At 62.3% G+C, this 26,046-nt stretch carries 21 protein-coding genes; 9 read left to right on the top strand and 12 right to left on the bottom strand.

Annotation, left to right across the window (positions count from 1 at the left end; genetic code table 11):
* Positions 1-17 precede the first annotated feature (17 nt).
* From fusA to B0G83_RS36180, 4 genes are all read right to left on the bottom strand, one after another.
* The gene (fusA, locus tag B0G83_RS36165; RefSeq protein ID WP_105512076.1) at positions 18-2,123 is read right to left on the bottom strand and encodes an elongation factor G; all 2,106 of its coding nucleotides are present in this window, start codon (positions 2,121-2,123) and stop codon (positions 18-20) included.
* Positions 2,124-2,412: 289 nt separating this feature from the next.
* On the bottom strand, positions 2,413-2,919 hold the full coding sequence (locus B0G83_RS36170) for a DUF192 domain-containing protein (protein ID WP_105512077.1): 507 nt from the start codon (positions 2,917-2,919) through the stop codon (positions 2,413-2,415).
* A 142-nt stretch (positions 2,920-3,061) separates the two neighbouring features.
* The gene (locus B0G83_RS36175; RefSeq protein WP_081935744.1) at positions 3,062-3,256 is read right to left on the bottom strand and encodes a hypothetical protein; all 195 of its coding nucleotides are present in this window, start codon (positions 3,254-3,256) and stop codon (positions 3,062-3,064) included.
* Positions 3,257-3,688: 432 nt separating this feature from the next.
* A complete protein-coding gene (locus B0G83_RS36180; protein ID WP_105512078.1) occupies positions 3,689-4,258 on the bottom strand; it encodes a pseudouridine synthase in 570 nt (189 codons plus the stop codon).
* Between the two features lie 363 nt (positions 4,259-4,621).
* Here B0G83_RS36180 and icd point away from each other — a divergent pair, with 363 nt between their 5' ends.
* On the top strand, positions 4,622-5,878 hold the full coding sequence (gene icd, locus B0G83_RS36185) for an NADP-dependent isocitrate dehydrogenase (RefSeq protein WP_105512079.1): 1,257 nt from the start codon (positions 4,622-4,624) through the stop codon (positions 5,876-5,878).
* A gap of 240 nt (positions 5,879-6,118) precedes the next feature.
* Here the strand turns inward: icd and B0G83_RS36190 are convergent, their stop codons facing one another.
* Entirely contained in the window at positions 6,119-6,325 is a 207-nt protein-coding gene (locus B0G83_RS36190) for a cold-shock protein (protein WP_007180614.1), read from the bottom strand.
* 547 nt (positions 6,326-6,872) lie between these two features.
* On the opposite strand from B0G83_RS36190, the gene clpS reads away from it, so the two are divergent.
* Positions 6,873-7,187, top strand: coding sequence for an ATP-dependent Clp protease adapter ClpS (gene clpS / locus B0G83_RS36195; RefSeq protein WP_105512080.1), 315 nt, complete (start codon positions 6,873-6,875; stop codon positions 7,185-7,187).
* The gene (gene clpA, locus B0G83_RS36200) at positions 7,184-9,481 is read left to right on the top strand and encodes an ATP-dependent Clp protease ATP-binding subunit ClpA (RefSeq protein ID WP_035548100.1); all 2,298 of its coding nucleotides are present in this window, start codon (positions 7,184-7,186) and stop codon (positions 9,479-9,481) included. The genes clpS and clpA overlap by 4 nt, the downstream gene beginning before the upstream one ends.
* A 113-nt stretch (positions 9,482-9,594) precedes the next feature.
* Here clpA and dut read toward each other — a convergent pair whose 3' ends face one another.
* From dut to B0G83_RS36230, 6 genes are all read right to left on the bottom strand, one after another.
* The gene (dut, locus tag B0G83_RS36205) at positions 9,595-10,041 is read right to left on the bottom strand and encodes a dUTP diphosphatase (RefSeq protein ID WP_105512081.1); all 447 of its coding nucleotides are present in this window, start codon (positions 10,039-10,041) and stop codon (positions 9,595-9,597) included.
* A 34-nt stretch (positions 10,042-10,075) separates the two neighbouring features.
* Positions 10,076-11,080 (bottom strand): LLM class flavin-dependent oxidoreductase, encoded by a 1,005-nt coding sequence (locus B0G83_RS36210; protein WP_105512082.1) that lies wholly within the window; start codon positions 11,078-11,080, stop codon positions 10,076-10,078.
* Positions 11,081-11,176: 96 nt separating this feature from the next.
* A complete protein-coding gene (gene coaBC / locus B0G83_RS36215; RefSeq protein WP_105512083.1) occupies positions 11,177-12,391 on the bottom strand; it encodes a bifunctional phosphopantothenoylcysteine decarboxylase/phosphopantothenate--cysteine ligase CoaBC in 1,215 nt (404 codons plus the stop codon).
* 125 nt (positions 12,392-12,516) lie between these two features.
* Positions 12,517-13,026, bottom strand: coding sequence for a signal peptidase II (gene lspA, locus B0G83_RS36220; RefSeq protein WP_105512084.1), 510 nt, complete (start codon positions 13,024-13,026; stop codon positions 12,517-12,519).
* A complete protein-coding gene (ileS, locus tag B0G83_RS36225) occupies positions 13,026-15,863 on the bottom strand; it encodes an isoleucine--tRNA ligase (RefSeq protein WP_105512085.1) in 2,838 nt (945 codons plus the stop codon). The genes lspA and ileS overlap by 1 nt, the downstream gene beginning before the upstream one ends.
* Positions 15,864-16,031: 168 nt before the next feature.
* A complete protein-coding gene (locus B0G83_RS36230) occupies positions 16,032-17,027 on the bottom strand; it encodes a bifunctional riboflavin kinase/FAD synthetase (protein WP_105512086.1) in 996 nt (331 codons plus the stop codon).
* Positions 17,028-17,144: 117 nt separating this feature from the next.
* Between B0G83_RS36230 and purN the strand changes: the two genes are divergently transcribed.
* The 6 genes from purN to nadC all read left to right on the top strand — a co-directional run bounded on the left by purN (position 17,145) and on the right by nadC (position 24,068).
* Complete coding sequence (purN, locus tag B0G83_RS36235; RefSeq protein ID WP_105512087.1) at positions 17,145-17,798, top strand: phosphoribosylglycinamide formyltransferase; 654 nt, start codon at positions 17,145-17,147, stop codon at positions 17,796-17,798.
* Positions 17,795-19,054 (top strand): RsmB/NOP family class I SAM-dependent RNA methyltransferase, encoded by a 1,260-nt coding sequence (locus tag B0G83_RS36240; RefSeq protein WP_105512088.1) that lies wholly within the window; start codon positions 17,795-17,797, stop codon positions 19,052-19,054. The genes purN and B0G83_RS36240 overlap by 4 nt, the downstream gene beginning before the upstream one ends.
* Positions 19,055-19,132: 78 nt before the next feature.
* A complete protein-coding gene (locus B0G83_RS36245) occupies positions 19,133-20,488 on the top strand; it encodes a mechanosensitive ion channel family protein (protein ID WP_105512097.1) in 1,356 nt (451 codons plus the stop codon).
* Positions 20,489-20,690: 202 nt separating this feature from the next.
* Entirely contained in the window at positions 20,691-21,887 is a 1,197-nt protein-coding gene (locus B0G83_RS36250) for a fatty acid desaturase (RefSeq protein ID WP_105512089.1), read from the top strand.
* Positions 21,888-22,017: 130 nt separating this feature from the next.
* Positions 22,018-23,157 carry a quinolinate synthase NadA gene (nadA, locus tag B0G83_RS36255; protein ID WP_105512098.1) on the top strand — a complete coding sequence of 380 codons (1,140 nt, stop codon included), beginning with the start codon at positions 22,018-22,020 and terminating at the stop codon, positions 23,155-23,157.
* Entirely contained in the window at positions 23,157-24,068 is a 912-nt protein-coding gene (gene nadC, locus B0G83_RS36260) for a carboxylating nicotinate-nucleotide diphosphorylase (protein ID WP_105512090.1), read from the top strand. The genes nadA and nadC overlap by 1 nt, the downstream gene beginning before the upstream one ends.
* Before the next feature lie 99 nt (positions 24,069-24,167).
* On the opposite strand, the gene nadB is transcribed toward nadC, so the two are convergent.
* Positions 24,168-25,766: an L-aspartate oxidase gene (nadB, locus tag B0G83_RS36265; protein ID WP_105512091.1), complete on the bottom strand. Its 1,599-nt coding sequence runs from the start codon at positions 25,764-25,766 to the stop codon at positions 24,168-24,170.
* Positions 25,767-26,046: the final 280 nt, after the last annotated feature.

Below are 26,046 nucleotides of genomic sequence, written 5' to 3' on the forward strand. Positions count from 1 at the left end.
GCCTGCTATCGCAACGCTTACTTGTGCTTCGCGTTGATCACCGCTTCGGCGACGTTGTTCGGCGTTTCGGCGTAGTGCTTGAACTCCATCGTGTAGGTGGCGCGGCCTTGCGTGGCCGAACGCAGCGACGTGGAATAACCGAACATCTCCGCGAGCGGCACTTCGGCGCGCACCAGCTTGCCGCCGCCACCGGCGATGTCTTCCATGCCTTGCACCAGACCGCGACGGCTCGAAAGATCGCCCATCACGTTGCCCATGAAGTCTTCCGGCGTTTCCACTTCGACGGCCATCATCGGTTCGAGCAGCACCGGTTTGGCTTTACGCATGGCTTCCTTGAACGCCATCGAACCGGCCATCCGGAACGCGTTTTCGTTCGAGTCGACGTCGTGGTACGAACCGAAGGTCAGCGTCACTTTCACGTCGACCACCGGATAGCCCGCTAGCACGCCGGCCTTCAGCGTTTCCTGAATGCCCTTGTCCACCGCCGGAATGTACTCGCGCGGAATCACGCCACCCTTGATCGCGTCGACGAATTCATAGCCCTTGCCCTGCGCCGCCGGTTCGAGCGTGACCACCGCGTGACCGTACTGACCGCGACCGCCCGACTGCTTGACGAACTTGCCTTCGACGTCTTCGACCTTGTTGCGCACCGTTTCGCGATACGCGACCTGCGGCTTGCCGACCGTGGCTTCAACGCCGAACTCGCGCTTCATGCGGTCGACCAGAATTTCCAGGTGCAACTCGCCCATCCCGGAGATGATGGTCTGGCCGGATTCCTCGTCGGTCTGCACGCGGAACGACGGGTCTTCCTGCGCCAGACGGTTCAGTGCGATGCCCATCTTTTCCTGGTCGACCTTGGTCTTCGGCTCGACGGCCTGCGAGATCACCGGCTCCGGGAAAATCATCTTTTCAAGGATGATGACGTTGTTGGGATCGCACAGCGTGTCGCCCGTGGTTGCTTCTTTCAGGCCGACGGCCGCGGCGATGTCGCCGGCGTAGACCTCTTTGATTTCCTTGCGCTCGTTGGCGTGCATCTGCAGGATCCGGCCAAGGCGTTCCTTCTTTTCCTTGATGGCGTTGTAGACCGTGTCGCCCGAATTCACCACGCCGGAATAGACGCGGAAGAAAATCAGCTGGCCGACGAACGGGTCGGTCATGATCTTGAAGGCGAGCGCGGAGAACGGATCGGTGTCGGTCGGATGACGCTCGATTTCCTTGTCGTATTCGTCGTGACCGGTGATCGCGGGGACATCCACCGGCGACGGCAGATAGTCGATCACCGCGTCGAGCATGGCCTGCACGCCCTTGTTCTTGAACGCGCTGCCGCACAGCATCGGCACGATTTCGTTGGCGATACAGCGGGTGCGAATGCCGAACTTGATTTCCTCTTCCGTTAGCGTCTCGCCGCCGAGGTATTTCTCGAGCAGTTCCTCGCTGGCTTCCGCCGCGGCTTCGACCATCTTGTCGTGCCATTCCTTCGCGGTGGCCGCGAGTTCCGTCGGAATATCGCGGTACTCGAACTTGATGCCCTGGTTCTCTTCTTCCCAGTAGATCGCCTTCATCTTGACCAGATCGACCACGCCCTGGAAGTGATCTTCCGCGCCGACCGGAATCTGGATCGGCACCGCGACGCCCTTCAGGCGATCGCCGATCTGCCGCTGCACGCGGAAGAAGTCCGCGCCGACGCGGTCCATCTTGTTGACGAACGCAATGCGCGGCACCTTGTACTTGTTCGCCTGACGCCACACGGTTTCGGACTGCGGCTGCACGCCGCCGACCGAGTCGTACACCATGCAGGCGCCGTCGAGCACGCGCATGGAACGCTCGACTTCAATCGTGAAGTCGACGTGTCCCGGCGTGTCGATGATGTTGATCCGATGTTCAGGGTAGTTGCCGGCCATGCCCTTCCAGAAAGCGGTGGTCGCCGCCGACGTGATGGTGATGCCGCGCTCCTGCTCCTGTTCCATCCAGTCCATCGTTGCCGCACCGTCGTGAACCTCGCCGATCTTGTGGGTCACGCCTGTGTAGAACAGGATGCGTTCAGTGGTGGTGGTTTTGCCGGCGTCGATGTGAGCGCTGATGCCGATATTCCGGTAGCGCTCGATGGGAGTCTTGCGGGGCACGTGAACCTCCTTGGAATGGCGCGCCAGAAACGCTCGCCGGGCGGCAGCCTTGTGCTACCCGGGGAGCAGGGTGCTGCTTTACTAAGATTACTAGGATAGCGCGTCGGACCGGCTTTTGCAGGAATCTTGCCAGGCGGCTCAACGGCCTGCCGGCGGGGTTCCGGCGCTTGCCGTCCGCGCGCGTGGCTACGATATGGGGACACGTAGCGAATAAAAAAGCCGGTGCCTGTTTTGCAGGCACCGGCTTTTTCGAAAGCGGTGGGATGAAGCGGCGGAGTCGACCGGCGGCTTATTGCGCGGCCGGCAAACCCTGGATCTTCATCCCCGGTTTGATGCCCTTCGACGTGAACCAGCCTTTGCTCATTTCCAACGCGTACATGCCGTTGTTCTTCGGGCAGTGATTGTCGGTGGTCTCGGCCTGCATTTCGTCGATGTCGGTGACCGTGCCGTCGGCGCGCATGAACGCGATCGACAGCGGGATCAACGTGTTCTTCATCCAGAAGCAATGCACGGCCCGTTCGTTGAAGACGAACAGCATGCCTTCGTTCGGCGCGAGGGTCGTGCGATACATCAAACCTTGTTCGCGGTCCGCGTCGTTCGCGGCGACCGCGGCGTCGATCACGAACATGCCGGCGGTCAGCCTGGCGCGCGGAAATTCGCTGGGCTGCTTCGCACCGGGCGGCATGTCCTGCGCGTGAGCAGGGGCGGCGGTGCTGGCGGCGAACGAAAGCGCGGCGAGCGGCAGTGCAACGGCAACAGCGAAGCGCGCAATCAACGAGCGCATGGGAAATCGCACGGCATGACTCCTTGCTGGAAATTAACCCGCGAATGTTACGCGAGCGCGTCAAAAACAAAAAGGCAGATCGCCTTGCGGTGATCTGCCTTTCAACGCCGTAAGAACGGCAATAAAGCTAGTTCTTGACTGCGTTTTTACAAACTTATTCCGAAGCGCCCGAAGCTGCTGCTGCAGCAGCTGCCTTCTTGTGCGACTTCTTGTGTGCTGCCTTCTTCGTGGTCTTCTTTGCCGACGAAGCTGCTGCCGGTGCCGACGCTGCTGCGACCGGTGCCGATGCTTGTGCGAATGCTGCCGTTGCGAAGAGGCCAGCGACCAGAGCGGCGATCAGTTTGTTCATTTTGAGAATCCTCAGCTTTAGTTAATTAACCAAATGACCCGGTTATGTAAGAGTCATGTCGGTAAACGTGCCATCCACCTTTCGGTTGACAGCGCATCGAACAAATTTTTCGACGCGTCTGCTTAGCGCTCAGACTCCTCGCTTTGACCGTGTGAACGGCTTGTGCAAAGGCCCTTAAGGCTGAATGCCGGACAGCTTTGGGCGGCATCTGCGTCGAATAACGCGTGAGCTCACAGCGCGGTTGACGTAATTTTTCTGAAAAATTGATAGGCCGTTGAGTTGAAGCAAATGGACTAGCGCGAGCGTGTCGCGGACGCGTTTGTTTCACGCTTTTTTAATGCGAGTTTCATACGCTTATTTGTTTGCGGATACAACGAGTTAGTCCGCTTATCCACAGCGTGCGAGTCAGATTCGATGCGCGGGTTCGATGCGTCAGGCGACGCCTTCCCATGGCGCCTTCAGCGGCAATTCGACGCTTTGCCCCGGTTGGAGTCCGAGTGAAAGAATGTCGAGCGCACCGATCCCCACACGCACCAGACGCAGTGTCGGAAATCCCACCGCGGCCGTCATGCGGCGTACCTGGCGGTTCTTGCCTTCGGTGATCGACAACTCGATCCACGTGGTGGGGGTCGCGGCGCGATAGCGGATCGGCGGCGTGCGGGTCCATAGCGTGTCGGTCGGTTCCACGAAGTCGGCGCGGCATGGCTGCGTCACGTAGTCGCCGAGGTCGACACCGCGCGCGAGTCTCTTCAGCGTGGCGGCATCCACCGCCCCTTCCACTTGCGCCCAATAACGTTTGACCAGCTTGTGACGCGGTTCGGCGATACGCGCCTGCAATGCGCCGTCGTCGGTGAGGAGCAGCAGGCCTTCGCTATCGGAATCGAGTCTGCCCGCAGGATAGACGCCCGGCACCTTGACCCAGTCGGCCAGCGACGCGCGCGTCTCGTGAGGGGAAAACTGGCAGATGGTGCCGAACGGTTTGTTCAGAGCGAGCAGACGCATGGGGAGAGCAGGGTAAAAGTCACGCGGCGCGAGGGGGGCGGTGAGCCATGCCGCTTAAGCGTGGCAAGGCGTTTGGCCGGATAGTCAATGGCGGGATGATAATGCATAATCCGCAGCGATAAGCCCATTGTCTTATATAAGACATAAGACCTATGCTTCGCGAATCAGGCGTGCCGTCGACGTCTCGCCACCATGCCGTCATGTTGGAAAACCCCGAGCCGCAGCGGCCGTGTCGCGCCGGCCGCGTGGGCTAGAATAACGGCCAAGGCCGCTTGCAGGCGTCCGGCATTGCGCGTAGCGAGGAAGCGCCCATTTTCGCAGTCTCCCATCAGCTTTCAGCCTAGCCTTCATTGGAGTCCGATCATGCCGTATCAGCACATCAAGGTCCCCACCGACGGTGACAAAATCACCGTCAACGCCGATTTCTCGCTCAACGTGTCCGACCAGCCGATCATTCCGTTTATCGAAGGCGACGGCACGGGTCTCGACATCACGCCGGTGATGATCAAGGTCGTGGATGCCGCGGTAGAAAAAGCGTACGCAGGCAAGAAGAAAATCCACTGGATGGAAATCTATGCCGGCGAGAAGTCGACCAAGGTGTACGGTCCCGACGTGTGGCTGCCGGAAGAAACACTGCAGGTGCTCAAGGAATATGTCGTGTCGATTAAGGGGCCGCTCACCACGCCCGTCGGCGGCGGCATCCGTTCGTTGAACGTCGCGTTGCGTCAGGAGCTGGATCTGTATGTGTGCTTGCGGCCGGTGCAGTATTTCAAGGGCGTGCCTTCGCCGGTGCGTGAGCCTGAAAAAACCAACATGGTGATCTTCCGCGAGAACTCGGAAGACATCTATGCCGGTATCGAATGGCCGGCCGAGTCCGAGCAGGCGAAGAAAGTCATCAAGTTCCTGCAGGAAGAGATGGGCGTGAAGAAGATCCGCTTCCCGGACACGTCGGGGATCGGCATCAAGCCGGTGTCGCGCGAAGGCACCGAGCGCCTGGTGCGCAAGGCGATCCAGTACGCGATCGACAACGATCGCCGCTCGGTCACGCTGGTGCACAAGGGCAACATCATGAAGTTCACCGAAGGCGCGTTCCGCGACTACGGTTATGGACTCGCGCAGAAAGAATTCGCCGCGGAACTGATCGACGGCGGCCCGTGGATGAAAATCAAGAATCCGAAGACGGGTGGCGATATTGTCCTTAAAGACGTGATCGCGGATGCGTTCCTGCAGCAGATCCTGTTACGCCCGGCCGAATACGACGTGATCGCCACGCTGAATCTGAACGGCGATTACGTCTCGGATGCGCTGGCCGCGCAAGTCGGCGGGATCGGCATTGCTCCGGGCGCGAACATGTCGGATTCGGTCGCGATGTTCGAAGCGACGCACGGCACCGCGCCGAAGTACGCGGGCAAGGACTACGTGAATCCGGGGTCGGAAATTCTCTCGGCGGAAATGATGCTGCGTCACCTCGGCTGGTTCGAGGCGGCGGAATTGATCATCAAGTCGATGGAAAAATCCATTCTGCAAAAACGCGTCACGTACGACTTCGCGCGTTTGATGGAGGGCGCGACGCAGGTGTCGTGCTCAGGTTTCGGTCAGGTGTTGATCGAGAATATGTAAGTGCGGTGAGCGCGCCTCGCGCGCTCCGAGGCGATTTGGCAAACCCCGATGGGCACGATATGCCGTCGGGGTTTTTGTTTTTGAGGATGCGGTGACGGCGAGAGGGGACACTCTAATGATGCAGTGCGCATCAAAACAATCAGTCGTCCGATAGTTGGGACGCCTGTGACACCGATGCGGCGCCCCAAAAAAAGAAACCCGGCACGAAGCCGGGTTTCAAAGGACGGGTAACGAACCGTATCAGGCAGGTGCCTGGATGTTCGATGCCTGTTTGCCTTTCGGGCCTTGCACGACCTCGAAGGTTACCTTTTGGCCTTCCTTGAGGGTTTTGAACCCATTCATCTGGATGGCCGAGAAGTGTGCAAACAGATCCTCACCACCTTCATCAGGCGTGATGAATCCGAAACCTTTTGCGTCATTGAACCATTTGACCGTACCAGTTGCCATTCCAACTTCCCCTGTAACTCATGTCACTACCACGAGCCCTCGAAAAGCTCGACGACCGCGCGAGCAGCCGCTCCCTCCTCACAAGCTCACCATCGGCATTTTTTCGATTTATGGCTCAGTGAAAAAAGTGCCAGCTTGATTGTTGAGGCTCTTTATTCGGGTGTCAAGAAAATTTTGAGACGCTAGTCGAGCCGTTGCAAACAGGCGCTTTCCAGGGTTTTTCCCGCTTTCGTTATGTGCGGTTGCGCAAGCGGGCTGTCTTGAAAAGTCGCATAATCGACTCACATGCTGTTCTGCGGATCGGCCGCCGCCGATTGGCACGGGCGAGCCTTCCAGCCAGCTCCGGCAGGTTGTGCGATACTCGATCCGACTGCGGTGCAGCAAGGCCGCGATGCATCAGGATAGGGGGCCGGCTCCGCAAACGGCTCGTCGAATGGCGCACACCTGGTGGGTGGTGACTCATCAGGCAGTAGCGAACGGGCTCACCGGCCGGTCGGCCGGGTTTTGACAGGATTGCGGGCCTGTCCTAGTTGTTTAGAATGGGTGTATGGCGATTATCCCGGACAAGCAGGACGGCACCGTACTGGAGCGGCAAGAGAAGAAACTCAAGCCGCCGGCCATGTACAAAGTGGTGCTGCTGAATGACGACTTCACGCCGATGGAATTTGTCGTGATGGTCGTGCAGGAATACTTTAATAAAGATCGTGAAACCGCAACACAGGTTATGTTGAAGGTGCATCGCGAGGGCAGGGGAGTTTGTGGGGTCTATACGCGGGACATCGCGTCGACCAAAGTCGAGCAAGTCGTTACCCACGCACGGCAGGCCGGGCATCCGCTGCAGTGTGTGATGGAGGAAGCATGATTGCCCAGGAACTGGAAGTCAGCCTGCACATGGCGTTCATGGAAGCACGCCAGGCGCGGCACGAGTTCATAACGGTCGAACATCTTTTGCTGGCACTGTTGGACAATCCGACAGCGGCGGAAGTGTTGCGTGCATGCGCGGCCAATATCGAGGATCTGCGCCAGAACCTGCGCAACTTCATACATGACAACACGCCGACCGTGCCTGGCACGGACGACGTCGACACGCAGCCCACGCTGGGTTTCCAGCGTGTGATCCAGCGCGCGATCATGCATGTGCAGTCCACCTCGAATGGCAAGAAGGAAGTGACCGGCGCGAACGTGCTGGTCGCAATCTTCGGCGAGAAGGATTCGCACGCGGTGTACTACCTGCAACAGCAGGGCGTGACGCGTCTGGACGTGGTCAATTTCATCTCGCACGGCATCGCCAAGACGAGCAGCACGGACGCCGCGAAAGCGAGCGACGCGAATGCCGAGTCCGACGAAGCCGCCGCGCAGAAGGAAACGCCGCTCGCCCAGTTCACGCAGAACCTGAACCAGATGGCGAAAGACGGCCGCATCGATCCGCTGATCGGGCGCGAGTCGGAAGTCGAGCGTGTGGTCCAGGTACTGTGCCGCCGGCGCAAGAATAATCCGCTGCTGGTCGGTGAGGCGGGCGTGGGTAAGACCGCGATCGCCGAGGGTCTGGCGTGGCGAATTACGCGCGGCGAAGTGCCCGACATTCTCGCGGATGCGCAGGTGTACTCGCTCGACATGGGCGCGCTGCTGGCCGGCACCAAATATCGTGGCGACTTCGAACAGCGTCTCAAGACGGTCCTGAAGGAATTGAAGGAACGTCCGCACGCGATCCTGTTCATCGACGAGATTCATACGCTGATCGGCGCGGGCGCCGCATCGGGCGGCACGCTGGACGCGTCGAATCTGCTGAAGCCGGCGTTGTCGTCGGGCACGCTCAAGTGCATCGGCGCGACCACGTTCACGGAATACCGCGGCATCTTCGAAAAAGACGCGGCACTGTCGCGTCGTTTCCAGAAGGTCGACGTGACCGAGCCGACCGTCGAACAGACAGTGGCGATTCTGCGTGGTCTGAAGTCGCGTTTCGAAGAGCATCACGGCGTGAAGTATTCGTCGGGCGCACTGTCGGCAGCGGCTGAGTTGTCGGCACGCTTCATCACGGATCGTCACTTGCCGGACAAGGCAATCGACGTGATCGACGAAGCCGGCGCCGCGCAACGCATCCTGCCGAAGTCGAAGCAGAAGAAGACCATCGGCAAGAACGAGATCGAAGAGATCATTTCGAAGATCGCGCGCGTCCCGCCGCAAAGCGTGTCGCAAGACGATCGCAGCAAGCTGCAAACGCTGGATCGCGATCTGAAGAGCGTGGTGTTCGGGCAAGACCCGGCTATCGACGCGCTGTCGGCCGCGATCAAGATGGCGCGTGCGGGTCTCGGCAAACTGGACAAGCCGATCGGCGCGTTCCTGTTCTCCGGCCCCACGGGCGTCGGCAAGACGGAAGTGGCGAAGCAGCTGGCGTTCACGCTGGGTATCGAACTGATCCGCTTCGACATGTCGGAATACATGGAGCGTCATGCGGTTAGCCGGTTGATCGGCGCGCCGCCGGGCTACGTCGGTTTCGATCAGGGCGGTCTGCTGACCGAAGCCGTCACGAAGAAGCCGCATTGCGTGCTGCTGCTTGACGAGATCGAGAAGGCGCATCCGGACATCTACAACGTGCTGCTGCAGGTCATGGACCACGGCACGCTGACGGACAACAACGGCCGCAAGGCGGACTTCCGCAACGTCATCATCATCATGACGACGAACGCGGGCGCCGAGGCAATGGGCAAGTCGGTGATCGGCTTCACGAATCGTCGGGAAACCGGCGACGAGATGGTCGACATCAAGCGCATGTTCACGCCGGAGTTCCGTAACCGTCTGGACGCAACGATCAGCTTCCGTTCGCTCGATGAAGAAATCATCATGCGTGTGGTCGACAAGTTCCTGATGCAACTGGAAGATCAGTTGCACGAGAAGAAGGTCGACGCGCTCTTCACCGACGCGTTGCGCGCGCATCTCGCCAAGCACGGTTTCGATCCGTTGATGGGTGCACGGCCGATGCAGCGTCTGATCCAGGACACGATCCGTCGTGCGCTGGCCGACGAGCTGCTGTTCGGCAAGCTGATGAACGGCGGCCGCGTATCGGTCGACGTCGATGCGGAAGACAAGGTGCAGTTGACCTTCGACGAGCATCCGGCGCCGCGCAATCCGAATCCGGAAGCGGTTGAAGTCGAGTAAGTTTCAGGCGTTACACGGCTGAGCCAAGCCAGTAAAAAAAACGGCGCGGGTTTTAAACCCGCGCCGTTTTTTTATGTGCGCTCCGGCCTCGGTTCCGATCGACGACTACGCGTTCAATGCTTGCCCGTGCTACCGAAGCCGCCCGCACCGCGATCGCTCGTCTCGAAGTCGTCGACGATATTGAACTCGGCTTGCACGACCGGCACGATCACGAGTTGCGCGAGGCGTTCCATCGGATTCAGCACGAACGGGGTCTCGCCGCGATTCCACGTGGATATCATCAACTGACCTTGGTAATCCGAATCGATCAGACCGACCAGATTGCCCAGCACGATGCCGTGCTTATGTCCCAACCCCGAACGCGGCAGAATCAACGCCGCATAACCCGGATCGCCGACGTGAATCGCCAACCCGGTCGGCACCAGCGCCGTCTGGCCGGGTTCGAGCGTCAGCGGTGCGTCGAGGCACGCGCGCAGATCGAGGCCGGCGCTGCCGGTGGTGGCGTAGGCCGGGAGTTGGTCGCGCATGCGCGCATCGAGAATCTTGAGGTCGAGTTTCATGCAGGTTGGAGAGGGTGAAAGGAGAGGTTAGGACTCAATGCGTCAACTGGAACGCATCGGCAAGGAGTTCATAAGAGCGCAGACGAGCGCGATAGCTGCCCGCCACAGTTAGCACGATCAGCTCGTCGGCCTGGAACTGCTCCTGCAGCGCATGCAGGCGCTCAGTGACGATCTCCGGCGTACCGACAACGCTGCGCGGGCGTTCCCGCGCGATCACCAGTTGCTCGCGCTCGCCGTACTCCTGCGCGATGCCTTGTTCGATCGTCGGAATGGGTTCGTTCAGGCCGTACGCCATTTGCACGCGGCGCAGATCGACGGCCTTTTCCAGATCGGCGGCTTCCTGTTCGGTATCCGCGCAGATCACGAAGACGGCGGCAGCGAGATAAGGCTGTTGCGCTTCCTGACTGGCCTTGAAGCGCTCGCGATAAGCCTGCGCCACCTGATGCCCGAAATGCGCGTTGATGAAATGCGCGAACGCGAAGCGAATACCGAGTTGTGCGGCGAGCAAGCCGCCGAATTCGCTCGAACCGAGCATCCACAATTGCGGACGCGTCGCGATCTGCGGCTGCAGCAGCACGCCCTGTGCGACATGATCGTCGGGCAGCGTGCCATGCATCAGCCCGACTAGATCCGCGACCTGCTGCGGGAAGATATCGCCGCGGTTGTAGTCGCCGGCCGCGACTGCCTGCGCGGTGCGCATGTCGCCGCCCGGTGCGCGTCCTACGCCGAGGTCGATGCGGTTCGGAAACAGCGCCTCGAGCATCATGAATTGCTCGGCGACCTTGAACGGGCTGTAGTAAGGCAGCATCACGCCGCCAGAGCCGAGGCGAATGCGTTGGGTCACACTGCCTAGGCGCGCCAGCATCACTTCGGGACAAGGATTCGATACGCCGCGCAAGCCGTGGTGTTCGGCGCACCAGTAGCGCGTGTAGCCGAGGTCGTCGGCGAGTTGCGCGAGTTCCACGGTGGCGGCGATCGCGTCCGCCACCGAGTGCCCGGCGATCACGGGCGTTTGATCGAGCACGGATAGTAGCGTCATGTCAGCACGGCTCCAGATGAATCACGTCGCTCGGCGTTGACCTCGTGAAGGCGAATTGGCCAGGAGGTCAACCTTGGATGATTGGATGAGCGGCGTTCAGCGAATCGGACTTGGTTCGGGCAAGCGTTTCGCGATCTCCGCGATCAGCGTGCGCGCGAGCGTCTGCTTGTCGGCGCGCGGCAACTTCGTCGCGCCGCTGGCTTCGAACAGGATCACTTCGTTGTCGTCGAGGCCGAAAGTCAGCGGGCCGAGATTGCCGATCAGCAACGGCACGTTCTTGCGCGCACGTTTTTCTTCGCCGTGCACTTCGAGATCGCCGCTTTCCGCCGCGAAGCCGACCGCGAACGGCGGATGAGGCAGTTTCGCGACCGTGGCCAGAATGTCCGGATTTTCGACGAACGTGAAGGTAGGCAGCGTGCGCTCCGCCGTCTTCTTGATCTTGTGCTCGCTCGCGTGATCGGCACGCCAGTCGGCCACCGCGGCCACGCCGATAAAGATGTCGGCATCCGCGACCGAGCGCATGACCGCATCGTGCATTTGCTGCGCGGTTTGCACGTCTTCGCGGAACACGCCCCACGGCGTTTCCAGCGCGACGGGGCCGGCCACCAGATGCACCTCGGCGCCGGCCTGTTGCGCGGCACGCGCCAACGCGAAACCCATCTTGCCGCTCGAACGGTTGGTGATGCCGCGCACCGGATCGAGCGGTTCGAAGGTTGGTCCGGCAGTCAGCAGGACGCGCCGGCCGGCCAGAATCTTGGGCGAGAAAAACGACGCGATCGCTTCATACGTGGCGGCCGCTTCGAGCATGCGTCCGTCGCCGACTTCGCCGCACGCCTGCGGGCCGGAATCGGGGCCGAGCACCTGCAGCCCGTCCGCGCGCAGTTGCGTGACGTTGCGCTGGGTAGCGGGGTTTTGCCACATCTGCCGGTTCATCGCCGGCACGACCAGCAGCGGACAATCGCGCGCCACGCACAGCGTGGACAACAGGTCGTCGGCCATGCCGTGCGCGAGCTTGGCGAGGAAGTCGGTGGAGGCGGGCGCGATCACGATCGCATCCGCTTCACGCGACAGATCGATGTGCGCCATGTTGTTCGGCACGCGGCCGTCCCATTGGCTCGTGTAGACCGGACGGCCCGAGAGCGCCTGCATGGTGACGGGAGTGATGAACTGCGTGGCCGCTTCGGTCATGACGACCTGTACGGTCGCGCCGGCCTTGGTCAAGAGACGCGTGAGTTCGGCGATCTTGTAGCAGGCAATGCCGCCCGTCATGCCGAGGACGAGGTGTTTTCCTGCGAGTTCTGCGGTTGCCAACGAAGCCTCCGATAAAGCGTGGTGGCGGGCGGCGCGGTGGGGCGTTGCACCCCGGGCCGCCGCGTCTTTCGAACCGGACCCCGGCGCGCGAATTCAGACGAACCCGGGCGCCGGCGTGTGCGGCGTTAGCGTGACGCGCCGCGGACGCGCCGCAACTCGTCGAGCACCAGCAGGATCGCGCCGACGGTAATCGCGCTGTCGGCGAGATTGAACGCCGGCCAGTGCCAGGTGCGCACGTGAAAATCGAGAAAATCGATCACGTGGCCGTACGCGAGCCGGTCGATCACATTGCCGAGCGCGCCGCCGAGAATCAGCGAGAGCGCCGTGCAGAACATCTTCTGCCCGCCGTGGCGCTTGAGCAGATAACAGATCACGAGCGCCGCGATCACGCCGAGCGCCGTGAACGCCCAGCGCTGCCAGCCGCCGGCCATGGCGAGGAAGCTGAATGCCGCGCCGCGGTTGTACACGAGGATCAGGTTGAAAAACGGCGTGATCTCATGCGGGACACCGTAGGCGAACACCTTCTGGATCGCGATCTTGGTCAACTGATCGAACAGAATCACGATCAGCGCGACGCCCAGCCAGGGCGCCAGCGAACTATTGCCGCTCGATGCTTTGGACAGGGTTCGTGCCATTATGCCGCGCTCCTCGTTTCACCGTCGCCGAACAGATTGCTGAAGCAGCGGCCGCACAGCGTGGGGTGATCGGCGTGCGCGCCGACGTCCTCGCGGTAGTGCCAGCAGCGTTCGCATTTCAGATACTTCGACGCGATCACTTCGACGCCTTCTTCCGCTTCGCTGCTAACCTTCACGACATTCGCCGCCGACGTGATCAGCACGAATTTCAGGTCTTCGCCAAGGCTCGCGAGCGCGTCGTAACGCGCGCCGCTCGCACGAACTTCGACTTCCGCCTGCAGCGACGAACCGATCAGGTTCGCGCCGCGCGCTTCTTCCAGTGCCTTCGTCACGTCGCCGCGCGCCGCACGCAGCAGCGTCCACTTGTCGAGCAGTTCGCCCGCTTGCGGCACGGCCGGGAACGCGTGATACGTCTCGGTGAAGATGGTTTCGCTGTTCGGCTGGAACACCTTCCACGCCTCTTCGGCGGTGAACGACATGAACGGCGCCATCAGACGCAGCAGGCCGTGTGCGATGTGATACAGCGCGGTCTGCGCCGAGCGGCGCGCGACTGAATCCGCCGCCGTGGTGTACAGGCGGTCCTTCAGCACGTCGAGGTAGAAACCGCCGAGGTCTTCCGAGCAGAACGTCTGCAGCTTGGCGACCACCGGATGGAACTCGTACTTGTCGTAGTGCGTGAGGATGTCGTTTTGCAGATTCGCCGACAGCGCGACCGCGTAGCGATCGATCTCGAGCCAGTCTTCGACCGGACGCGCGTGCTGCGCGAAGTCGAAGTCCGACAGGTTCGCCAGCAGGAAGCGCAGCGTGTTGCGGATCCGGCGATAGCTTTCCGTGACGCGCTTCAGGATTTCTTCCGAGATCGCCAGTTCACCCGAGTAGTCGGTCGACGCGATCCACAAGCGGATGATTTCCGCGCCCAGACGGTTCGCCACTTCATGCGGGTCGATACCGTTGCCGAGCGACTTGCTCATCTTGCGGCCTTCGCCGTCGACGGTGAAGCCGTGGGTCAGCAGCGCGTTGTACGGCGGGCGGCCGTCGAGCATCGACGCGGTCAGCAGCGACGAGTGGAACCAGCCGCGGTGCTGATCCGAGCCTTCCAGATACAGGTCGGCTGGGAATTGCAGTTCGTCTTTATGCGAGCCGCGCAGCACGTGCCAGTGCGTGGTGCCCGAATCGAACCACACGTCTAGCGTGTCGCGGTTCTTCTCGTACAGATTGGCTTCGTCGCCGAGCAATTCGCGCGGATCGAGTGTTTGCCACGCTTCGATACCGGCCTTCTCGACGCGTTGCGCGACCTGTTCGAGCAGTTCCACCGTGCGAGGATGCAGTTCGCCGGTTTCCTTGTGCACGAAGAACGCCATCGGCACGCCCCATTGGCGTTGACGCGACAGGGTCCAGTCCGGGCGGTTGGCGATCATGCTGAACAGACGCTGTTTGCCCCACGCCGGATAGAACGCGGTGTTTTCGATGCCTTCGAGTGCGGTCTCACGCAGCGTCTTGTCGCTGTCATTCGGCTTCACGTCCATGCCGGCGAACCATTGCGAGGTCGCGCGGTAGATGATCGGCGTCTTGTGGCGCCAGCAGTGCATGTAGCTGTGCGTGTACCGTTCGGTGCGCATCAGCGAGCCGGCCGATTGCAGCGCCTCGACGATCTGCGGATTGGCCGCCCAGATCGACAGGCCGCCGAACAGCGCGAGCGATTCGATGTAACGGCCGTCGCCCATCACCGGGCTGATGATGTCGGAGTCGGCCATGCCGTGCGCCTTGCACGACACGAAGTCTTCCACGCCGTACGCCGGCGACGAGTGCACGACACCCGTACCGGTTTCGGTCGTCACGTAGTCGCCGAGATAGACCGGCGCGGTGCGCTTGTAAGCCGGATGCGCGGCCGCGAGCGGGTGATTGAAGCGCAGGTTGACGAGCTTCGCGCCCGGCGCCGTGGCGACGATCGTGCCTTCCAGGCCGTATTGCTTCAGGCAGGCTTCGACGCGCTCCTGCGCGAGGATCAGCAGGCCGCGCGGCGTATCCACCAGCGCGTAGACGATTTCCGGATGCAGGTTCAGCGCCTGGTTGGCGGGGATGGTCCACGGTGTGGTGGTCCAGATCACGATGCCGCCTTCTTCGCGCGGCAGTGCGCCCAAGCCGAAGGCCTGCGCGGTCTTTTCCGGTTCGGCGAAGCTGAACAGCACGTCGATGGTCGGATCGTTCTTGTCCGCGTACTCGACTTCCGCTTCAGCCAGCGCCGAGCCGCAGTCGAAACACCAGTTGACCGGCTTCAGGCCGCGGAACACGTAGCCCTTTTCCAGGATCTTCGCGAGCGCGCGGATTTCGCCGGCTTCGTTCGTGAAGTTCATGGTCTTGTACGGATTGTCCCAGTCGCCCAGCACGCCCAGACGACGGAAGCCGACCTTCTGTTTCTCGATCTGTTCGGTCGCGTAGGCGCGCGCCTTCTGCATCACTTCGGCGGCCGGCAGCGATTTGCCGAACTGCTTTTCGATCTGGATTTCGATCGGCATGCCGTGGCAGTCCCAGCCCGGCACGTAGACCGCGTCGAAGCCCGCCAGATTGCGCGCCTTGACAATCATGTCCTTGAGGATCTTGTTCACCGCGTGACCGAGGTGGATGTCGCCGTTCGCATACGGCGGCCCGTCGTGCAGGATGAACTTCTTGCGGCCCTTGCTGGCGGCGCGGATCTTTTCGTAGATCTTGCCTTCCTGCCATTCCTTGACCCATTGCGGCTCGCGCTTGGGCAGGTCGCCGCGCATCGGGAACGGCGTGTCGAGCAGGTTGACCGGATAGCGTGACTGCGGTTTCGAATCGGCTTTCTTGTTGCTCATGATGTGGTCGCGGTGAATTCGTTCTGTGCACAGCGGGGCGCGGAATGCGCACGTTGTGCGTGGGCGTGGGGCGCGCCCGGCAGGCATGTCGCGTGATCCACGGACGCCCTTCGATGCGCGCGGCGAGGGTCCAGGCGGCGTTCGGTGCGCGCGCATGGACCGCGGCGGCTATCTAATTCGGTCGGTGGCCGAGGTGGCGAAGCCGGTGGAACGGCTGCCCGGCGTGCCGGCGCCGACGGCCGCGAACCAGGCGCGGGCGTGGGCGACGTCGCGCGCGATCGCGGCGGTCAGCGTTTCGAGGTCGACGTACTTTTCCTCGTCACGCAGCTTCTTCAGGAATTCGACGCGCACGAGTTTGCCATAGGCGTCGCCGTGCCAGTCGAGCAGATGCACCTCGAGCAGCACGCGGCCGGAATCGTCGACCGTGGGGCGCAGCCCGAGGCTCGCGACGCCCGGCAGCGGCTCGTCCGCCACGCCGTGCACGCGCACCACGAAAATGCCCGCGAGCGCCGGCCGCTTGTGGGCGATCGGCAGGTTCAGCGTGGGGAAGCCGAGATCGCGGCCGAGCTTCATGCCGTGCACGACATGGCCGCTGATCAGATAATCGCGGCCCAGCGCGGCCCGTGCCGAATCGAGGTCGCCCGCCACCAGCGCGGCGCGCACGCCCGAGCTGGAAATGCGCGCGCCGGACGGATCGGCCACGGTGGCCATCTGTTCGACTTCGAAACCGTATTGCTGGCCCGCGGCCTTGAGCGACGCGAAATCGCCGGCGCGTTTGGCGCCGTAGCGGAAGTCGTCGCCGATCATCACCCAGCGCGCGTGCAACCCGTTGACGATGATGCGTTCGACGAACGTATCCGGCGACTGGCTCGCGAACGTGTGGTTGAAATGCTCGACCACCACACGATCGACGCCATTGGTGCGCAGCGCCTCGAGCTTGTCGCGCAGCATGGCGATTCGCGGCGGCGCGCCGGCCGGATTGAAGAATTCGCGCGGGTGCGGCTCGAAGGTCATCACGCAGACGGGCAGGCCGCGCGCGTCGGCCGCCGCGCGCACGTGCGCGAGCAGAGCCTGATGGCCGCGGTGGACACCGTCGAAGTTGCCGATGGTCAGTGCGCAGGGCGCACGGCTTTCAGCATTGGGAAGACCGCGGAAGACTCTCACGATAGCGCGTTGGAATAGGGCGGGCGGGGTGCCGCAAAACAAACGATTATAAACGCTCGGCGCGCGAGACGGCGGCGCGTCGCGGTTTCAGGGTCCCCCGAATGATAAAATCCGCGGATGAAAAAACTCGTCATCCTGATTTCGGGGCGGGGAAGCAACATGGAAGCCATCGTTCGAGCCTGCTCGGACGAGGTTTGGCCGGCGCAAGTCGCCGCCGTGATTGCCAACCGTCCTGACGCCGCGGGCCTTGCGTTCGCGGCGTCGCACGGTATTGCCACGGCGGTGGTCGACCACCGCCAGTATCCGGACCGCGACAGCTTCGACGCGGCGCTGGCCCAGCAGATCGACGGCTTCGCGCCGGATCTCGTGGTGCTCGCGGGCTTCATGCGCGTGCTCACGGCTGGTTTCGTCGACCGTTACGCCGGGCGCATGCTGAACGTGCACCCGTCGCTGCTGCCGAGCTTTCCGGGCCTGAAAACCCACCAGCAGGCGCTGGACGCCGGCGTGCGGCTGCACGGCGCGTCGGTGCACTTCGTCACGTCGCAACTGGACCACGGGCCGATCGTCGCGCAGGCGGCGGTTCCCGTGGAAAACGGCGACACGCCCGCCATGCTCGCCGAACGCGTGCTGGCCATCGAACACATTATTTATCCACGCGCGGTGCGCTGGTTCGTCGAAGGGCGCCTTGCTCTCGACGGCCTGCGTGTCACGCTCACGCCGTCAGAGCCGCAATGGCTCTTTGCCGGTCATACCGCCGGAGAGGGCGCATGAGATTACATGGTTTTTTGATTGGACAAACTGAGACTTTGCTGGCTGAAGTCCTGAAACTCACTGGCCCGGCCGATGCCACGACCAGCCGCTTTTTCCGCGCTCATCCGAAGCTCGGGCACGGCGAGCGCGGCGTCATCGCGGAAGCGGTGTTCGCGGTGCTGCGTCGCCGGATGGAATTCGCCCATCTGGCCGAAAGCGGCGCCGGCAGCCCGGCTCGCCGCATGGCGCTGCTAGGCCTGATGCAAACGGCGGGGCGTAACGCGCTCAAGCCGTTCGTGACGGACCAGGAGCTGAGCTGGCTCGAACACGTGTCGAAGATCGACCCGGAAAGCCTGCCGCTGCGAATTCGCCTGAATCTTCCCGACTGGATTTATCAGGCGCTGGCCAAGCGTTTCGAGGCCGCCGAACTGGCGCAGCTGGCCGCCGCGCTGAATTACCCGGCGCCGCTGGACCTGCGCGCGAATCCGATCAAGGCGAGCCGCGAAGACGTGCTGAACGCGCTGTCGAAGGCCGGTATCGAGGGCGGCGAAACGCCGTTCGCGCCGTTCGGCGTACGGGTGGTCGGCAAGCCGCCGCTCACCAAGCTCGACGCATTCCAGCACGGCTGGGTCGAGGTGCAGGACGAAGGCAGCCAGCTGCTGTGCTCGCTGGTCGCGCCCAAGCGCGGCGAGATGATCGTCGACTTCTGCGCGGGCGCGGGTGGCAAGACGCTGGCGCTGGGCGCGGCGATGCGCTCCACCGGCCGTCTGTACGCCTTCGACATTTCCGAGCGGCGTCTCGCCAAGCTCAAGCCACGCCTTGCGCGCAGCGGGCTGTCGAACGTGAATCCGGTGCTGATCGATAGCGAACACGACGCCAAGATCAAGCGCCTGGCCGGCAAGATCGACCGCGTGCTGGTCGACGCGCCGTGCAGCGGGCTGGGCACGCTGCGCCGTAACCCGGACCTGAAGTGGCGCCAGTCGCCGGAATCGGTCGCCGAACTGGCGCCGAAGCAGTTGTCGATTCTGGCGAGCGCCTCGCGTCTGGTGAAGAAGGGCGGTCGTCTCGTCTACGCGACCTGCTCGATTCTGGAAGCGGAAAACGAAGCGGTCGTGCAGCAGTTCCTCGCCGCCCATCCGGATTTCGCGCTGGTGCCCGTGCGCGACGTGCTGGCCGAGCAGCGGATCGAACTGGAAATGGGCGACTATCTGTCGCTGTGGCCGCACCGCCACGCCACCGACGGCTTCTTCGCCGCCGTGCTGGAACGCCAGAGCTAAGCGGCGCGACAGGCTTTTTGCCGGCGTGCCGCGGGTGGGTTGGTTGATCCGCGGCGCGCCGGTGATTTCGGCGACATCATGCAAAACCGTATTTTTTCTCATATGTTCGGCGACCTCGCGCGCGACTTCGGCCAGCCCGTCATGCTCTGGCAGGTCGGCGTGCTGCTGGGGACGCTCGCGCTCGCGTGGCTGCTGGCGCGCCTGTTGCGTCGCACGCTCGATCTGCGCCGGCAAACGCGCTACCAGACGCTGCGTTTCGGCGCGGAAAGTCTGAACCGTGCCTTCTTCCCGCTGATCGGTGCGGCGCTCGTGTGGCTGGCACGCACGATCACCGCGCCGTTCATGCATACCGCGCTGCTCGATCTGGCTTTGGTGCCGTTGTTCGGCATTGGGCTGATCTACATTGTGTTTTTTATCGCGCGACGGGTTTTTAGCCACGACGGCGTGACGCATCCGTGGCTGTTCCTGGTCGAAAAGCTGGTCTCGCTGGTCGTCTGGGTCGGCATGGTGCTGACCGTGATGGGCATTCAGGACGACGTGATCTCGTGGATGGGCAGCGTCCATTTCCGGGTCGCCAATGCGCACATGACGCTGCTGTCGCTCACCACGGGCCTGCTGTGGGTCTGCGTGACGATGATCGTCGCGATGTGGCTCGGCTCCACGTTCGAGGACCGCCTGATTCGCTCCACCACGCTCGACGCCAATCTCAAAGTGGTGGTGGCGCGCGTCGGCCGGGCCGCGTTGATGCTGGCGGCGATTCTGATCAGCCTGTCGCTGGTCGGCATCGACATTACCGTGCTGGGCGTGTTTGGCGGCGCGTTGGGCGTCGGGCTCGGGTTTGGGCTGCAGAAGATCGCCAGCAATTACGTGTCGGGCTTCATCATCCTGATCGACCGGTCGCTGCGGATCGGCGACACGATCAACGTGAGCGGCCTGCAAGGCATGGTCACGCAGATCCGCACGCGCTACACCGTGGTGCGAGGGCTCGACGGCATCGAAACGCTGATTCCGAACGAAAAGCTGATCACGGACGTGGTGCAGAACCAGTCGTCGTTTCTGACGCGCGGGTATTCGAAGGTGGCCGTGCAGGTCGCGTATTCGTCCGACGTCGAGCAGGCCATGGGTTTGCTCGCGCAAGCGGCCGAAGGCGTGCCGCGCGTGCTGAATGAACCCACCCCCACGCCGTATCTGGCGAGCTTCGGCACCGACGGCATCAACCTCGAACTGGGCTTCTGGATCGAAGACGCGGCAACCGGCACGGCAAGCGTGCGCTCTGCCGTGAATCGCAACATCTGGCGTCTGTTCTCCGAACACGACATCACGATTCCGTTCGCACAACGCGAAGTGCGAATCGTAGGCAATGTGAGTGCGGCCATGCCGCAACCAGTAACAATGACCGCTCCCGCGGCCAATCAGGCGGACGGCGCCCTCTGACGGACGTTTTGAACTCGTCGACAGTCGTAAAAATCCTGTCGGCGTTTTCCATCCCATTGATATCGCACAAAAAATCCCCATTTGTTACAAACACTTGGAACGGTTCAAGTAGAATGACGTCCAATCCCGCTGTATGCTTTCACTTTCTTGACACGCGCATGTTGCGTGTGTCTCGTGTCTCTCGTTCCACAGGTAAATTGCCTTGTTGAATTCCTTGCTCGACTTCCTTGCCCACGGCCTGTTGCACTTCTCGTGGTGGCAACTCGTGCTGTACACGCTGATCGCGACGCACATCACGATTATCGGCGTGACGGTCTATCTGCATCGCTGCCAGGCGCACCGTGCGCTGGAGCTGCATCCGATCGTCAGTCATTTTTTCCGTTTCTGGCTGTGGATGACAACCGGCATGTTGACCGGTCAATGGGCCGCGATTCACCGTAAGCACCACGCCAAGTGCGAGACCGAAGAAGATCCGCACAGCCCGCAAACGCGCGGCATCTGGAAGGTGTTGCTCGAAGGCGCGGAGTTGTACCGCACCGAGGCGAAAAACGAAGAAACCATGCGCAAATTCAGCCACGGTACGCCGAACGACTGGATGGAACGCAACGTCTACACGAAGTACCCGATCCTCGGCGTGAGCCTGATGATGGTGCTGAACATCGCGCTGTTCGGCGTGGCCGGTCTGACGATCTGGGCCGTGCAAATGGTGTGGATTCCGTTCTGGGCCGCCGGCGTGGTCAATGGCCTCGCGCACTTCTGGGGCTATCGCAACTTCAATTCGTCGGACGCGAGCACCAACATCTTCCCGTGGGGCATCATCATCGGCGGTGAAGAGTTGCATAACAATCACCACACGTATGCGACGTCGGCCAAGCTGTCGAACAAGTGGTACGAATTCGATATCGGCTGGATGTACATCCGCATCATGTCGGCGTTCCGCCTTGCCAAGGTGAAGAAGGTCGCGCCGACGCCGCGTCTGACCACCGGCAAGTTGGTGCTCGATCAGGACACGCTGCAAGCCGTGCTGGCCAACCGCTACGAAGTCATGGCGCGTTACGGCAAGGCGCTCAAGCGCGCCTATCGCCAGGAATTGGCTCATCTGAAAGAAGTCGGCGCACGTGAAAAGTATCAGGTCATGCGCGGTGCGCGTAGCTGGTTCCACAAGGAAGAAGCCGGTCTGAACGAACCGCAGAAGCGTCAGTTGCCGCAAATCTTCGCGAACAGCCAGAAGCTCAAGACGTACATCGACATGCGCAACGAACTCGCGGCCATGTGGGAGCGCTCCAATGCGTCGCGCGACCAGTTGCTGGTTCAGTTGCAGGACTGGTGCCATCGCGCTGAGCAGAGCGGTATCAAGGCGCTGCAGGAATTTGCTTTACGACTGCGTCGTTATGCCTGATTGCGAAATCCATTAAAATCTCGGTACGTCACAAAACCCCGCGTTGGCGGGGTTTTGCTTTTTGGGCCGCGGAAACGGCAACGACACGTCGTTGATCGTCCGCGGCGGCAGAGCGAGGGCAGAGGAGATCATGGATCAGCAGGCGATCAGGACCGTCGAATACGATCGGCCGCAAGCGCAGGGCATGACCTGCGGAATCGGGCAGGCTTGGGCGAAGGTGCCCGACACGCCGACGGCGCAAGAAAAGGCGGCACTGAAGACACGCATTCGCGCATTGCTCGAGCGCGAGAAAGCGGTGCTCGTCGCGCATTACTACGTCGACGCGGAGTTGCAAGAACTCGCCGATGAGACCGGCGGTTGCGTGGCCGATTCGCTGGAAATGGCGCGCTTCGGCCGCGATCATGAGGCGCAGACGCTGGTGGTGGCGGGCGTGCGCTTCATGGGCGAGACGGCCAAAATTCTGAGCCCCAACAAGCGCATTCTGATGCCCGATCTCGACGCGACCTGTTCGCTCGATCTGGGCTGCCCCGTGGACGAATTCTCGGCGTTCTGCGACGCGCATCCTGACCGCACGGTCGTCGTGTATGCGAACACCAGCGCGGCGGTGAAGGCGCGTGCGGACTGGATGGTCACTTCGTCGATCGGTCTGGAGATCGTCGCCGATCTGCACGCGCGCGGCGAAAAGATCATCTGGGCGCCGGACCGGCACCTCGGCAGCTACATCCAGGGCAAGACCGGGGCGGATATGTTGTTGTGGCAGGGCTCGTGTCTCGTGCACGACGAATTCAAAGGCATCGAACTCGATCTGCTGCGCGCCGAGTATCCGGGTGCGAAGGTGCTGGTGCATCCGGAGTCGCCGGCTAACGTCGTCGCGCAAGCGGACGTGGTGGGGTCGACCACGCAATTGATCGACGCGGCGCAAAAACTCGATGCCACGCATTTCATCGTCGCGACCGATCTCGGCATTTTGCACAAGATGCAGCTCGCCGCACCCGGCAAGACCCTGATTGCCGCGCCGACGGCCGGCAACAGCGCAACCTGCAAGAGTTGCGCGCACTGTCCGTGGATGGCGATGAACGGTCTCGCGAATCTGGCCGAGGTGCTGGAGCGCGGCCATAACGAGATTTTCGTCGATCATGCGATCGGCGAGCGCGCTCGTCTGCCGATCGACCGCATGCTGGACTTCGCCGCGCGTCAGAAGAAGCGTGTGCAGGCGAGCGGTGATCTCGCGCGCGACGCGCAACTGTATTCGAATGTGGGAGCAGCGTGATGGGGGCGGTTGAGGGCGTGGTCGAGCGCAATCTGGGTGAGGCGGTGTCGCCGCTGTTCGCTGAAATTCACGCGCAATACGGCGCGGCATTCGACGCTGCGCTCGCGCGCAACGTCGCCGATGCGCTGGCCGAAGATGTCGGCGCAGGCGACCAGACCGGGCGCCTGGTGCCTGCGGACGACATACGCAACGCGCGCATTATCGTGCGCGAGGACGCGCTGCTATGCGGCGTGCCGTGGTTCAACGCGGTGATGCGCGATGTGGATTCGCGCATCGACGTGCGATGGCTTTACCGCGAAGGTGATCGCATGTCGGCGGATACGCCCGTTTGCGAACTGCGCGGACCCGTGCGCGCGCTGCTGACGGCCGAACGCAACGCGCTGAACTTTTTGCAACTGCTGTCGGGCGTAGCGAGCGCAACGCGCCGCTATGTCGACGCAATCGCCCACACGCGAACGCGGATTCTGGACACGCGTAAAACGCTGCCCGGTTTGCGGCTCGCGCAGAAATACGCGGTGCGTGTCGGCGGCGGCGCCAATCAGCGGCTCGCGCTGTACGACGGCATTCTGATCAAGGAAAACCACATCGCCGCAGCCGGCGGCGTGGGTGCGGCAATGGATGCGGCACTTGCGCTGAACGCGGGCGTTTCCATCCAGATCGAGGTCGAAACGCTCGAGCAGTTGGAAACGGCGTTGGCGCATCGTGCGCAATCCATCTTGCTGGACAACTTCTCGTTCGAGGCGATGCGCGAGGCAGTCCGCTTGACGGCGGGGCGAGCGGTGCTGGAGGTGTCGGGCGGCGTGAATTTCGACACCGTACAGACGATTGCGGAAACGGGCGTCGACCGGGTGTCGATCGGCGCGCTGACCAAAGACGTGCGCGCAACCGATTACTCGATGCGGATTGTTTGAAGTCGGCGCTTGCGCGCCCAAGCGTCTGCTGCGTTAGAGAAAAAGGCCATCGGCGGTGTGTTCACCGGCGATGGCCTTTTCGTTTCAGCTCACGTTCAATCACACGTTGCGATTGCGCACGTGCTCCGGCGATAGAACCGAGGGCAGCGCCTTCGGCAACGTGGCCGGCCAGTCGCGGCTGAAGTGCAGGCCGCGGCTCTCGCGCCGCGACCGTGCGCCTTCGACGATCAGCGACCCCACGTCCACCAGATTGCGCAGCTCGAGCAGGTCGCGGCTGACCTTGAAGTTCGCGTAGTACTCGTGGATCTCGTCGCGCAGCAGGGCGAGCCGATGTTTGGCGCGCATCAGACGCTTGTCGGTGCGCACAATGCCGACGTAATTCCACATCAGCCGGCGCAACTCGTCCCAATTGTGCGCGACTACCACTTCCTCGTCCGGATCGGAGACGCGGCTTTCGTCCCAGTCGGGCAGCGGTGCGTGGACGGCGGCGCTGAAGCCTTCTGCCTCGATAGCCTGCGCGGCGGAGCGTCCGATCACGAGGCATTCGAGCAGCGAATTGCTGGCCAGCCGGTTCGCACCGTGCAGACCCGTGCAGGACGTTTCGCCGACCGCATACAGACCCGCGAGATCGGTGCGGCCCGCCAGATCCGTCACGACGCCGCCGCACGTGTAGTGCGCGGCCGGCACGACGGGAATCCCTTCTTTGGTGATGTCGATACCGAATTCCAGGCAGCGCGCCAGGATCGTCGGAAAATGCTCGCGCAGGAATTCAGGCGATTGATGGCTGATGTCGAGATACACGCAATCGATGCCGCGCTTCTTGATTTCGAAGTCGATTGCACGCGCGACGATGTCGCGTGGTGCGAGTTCGGCGCGCTCGTCATGGTTCGGCATAAAGCGGGTGCCATCCGGCAGCTTCAGAATGCCGCCTTCGCCGCGCACCGCCTCCGAGATCAGGAACGACTTCGCGTAGGGATGGAACAGGCAGGTCGGATGGAACTGGATGAATTCCATATTCGACACGCGGCAGCCGGCGCGCCACGCCATCGCGATGCCGTCGCCCGTCGCGGTGTCGGGGTTCGTTGTGTACAGATAGACCTTGCCGGCGCCGCCGGTGGCAAGCACGGTATGCGGCGCCTCGATCGTAACGGTGCGACCGCTCTGCAGATCGAGTGCGTACAGGCCGTGACACCGACGGCCCGGCAAGCCGAGGCGGTCGGATGTGATCAGATCGATCGCGTAGTGATCTTCGAGCAGCGTGATGTTCGGGTGACGGCGCACGCGCTCGCTGAGCGTGGCGACCACGGCGTGGCCGGTCGCGTCCGCCGCGTGGATGATGCGCCGATGGCTATGGCCGCCTTCGCGCGTCAAATGGAAGCCGAGTTCCGCGGCGTCGTCTTTGGTGAACGGTACGCCTTGTTCGATCAGCCATTCGATCGCGGCACGTCCGTGTTCGACGATAAAGCGTGTCGCCGCTTCATCGCATAAGCCGCCGCCGGCAATCAGCGTATCGCGCACATGATTTTCGATGCTGTCTGCCGAGTCCAGCACCGCGGCGATCCCGCCTTGCGCCCAATCGCTCGCGCCTTCGGTCATCGATCGCTTGGCGATCACCGCTACCCGCCGGGTCTCGGCGAGATTGAGCGCGACGCTCAAACCAGCCAGACCGCTACCGACAATCGCCACATCGAATTCCATTACCCGCATCTCCTACTGTCGTTTTGCCATGACGGCGAAACATTCGTTCGCCGCTAAAACGAGAAAGGATACGCGTCGCGATGGAGTAGGGAAAGCTAGCCGAACGGGTTAAGACTATCTCAGTACGCGAATGGAACGGTGGGACGTGATCGTCGAGATCGGAGCAGCGAAAAACAGACCCGCAGTGACCCGTCCTGCTATAGGTTGACAGGTTTTGCCAGGGTATCCGGCTGGTAAAGATACCCCCTTAACGACGCCCGATGAACTTCATCGGGCGTTT

This window comes from Paraburkholderia sp. BL21I4N1, assembly GCF_002973525.1.
Classification (GTDB): Bacteria; Pseudomonadota; Gammaproteobacteria; order Burkholderiales; family Burkholderiaceae; genus Paraburkholderia.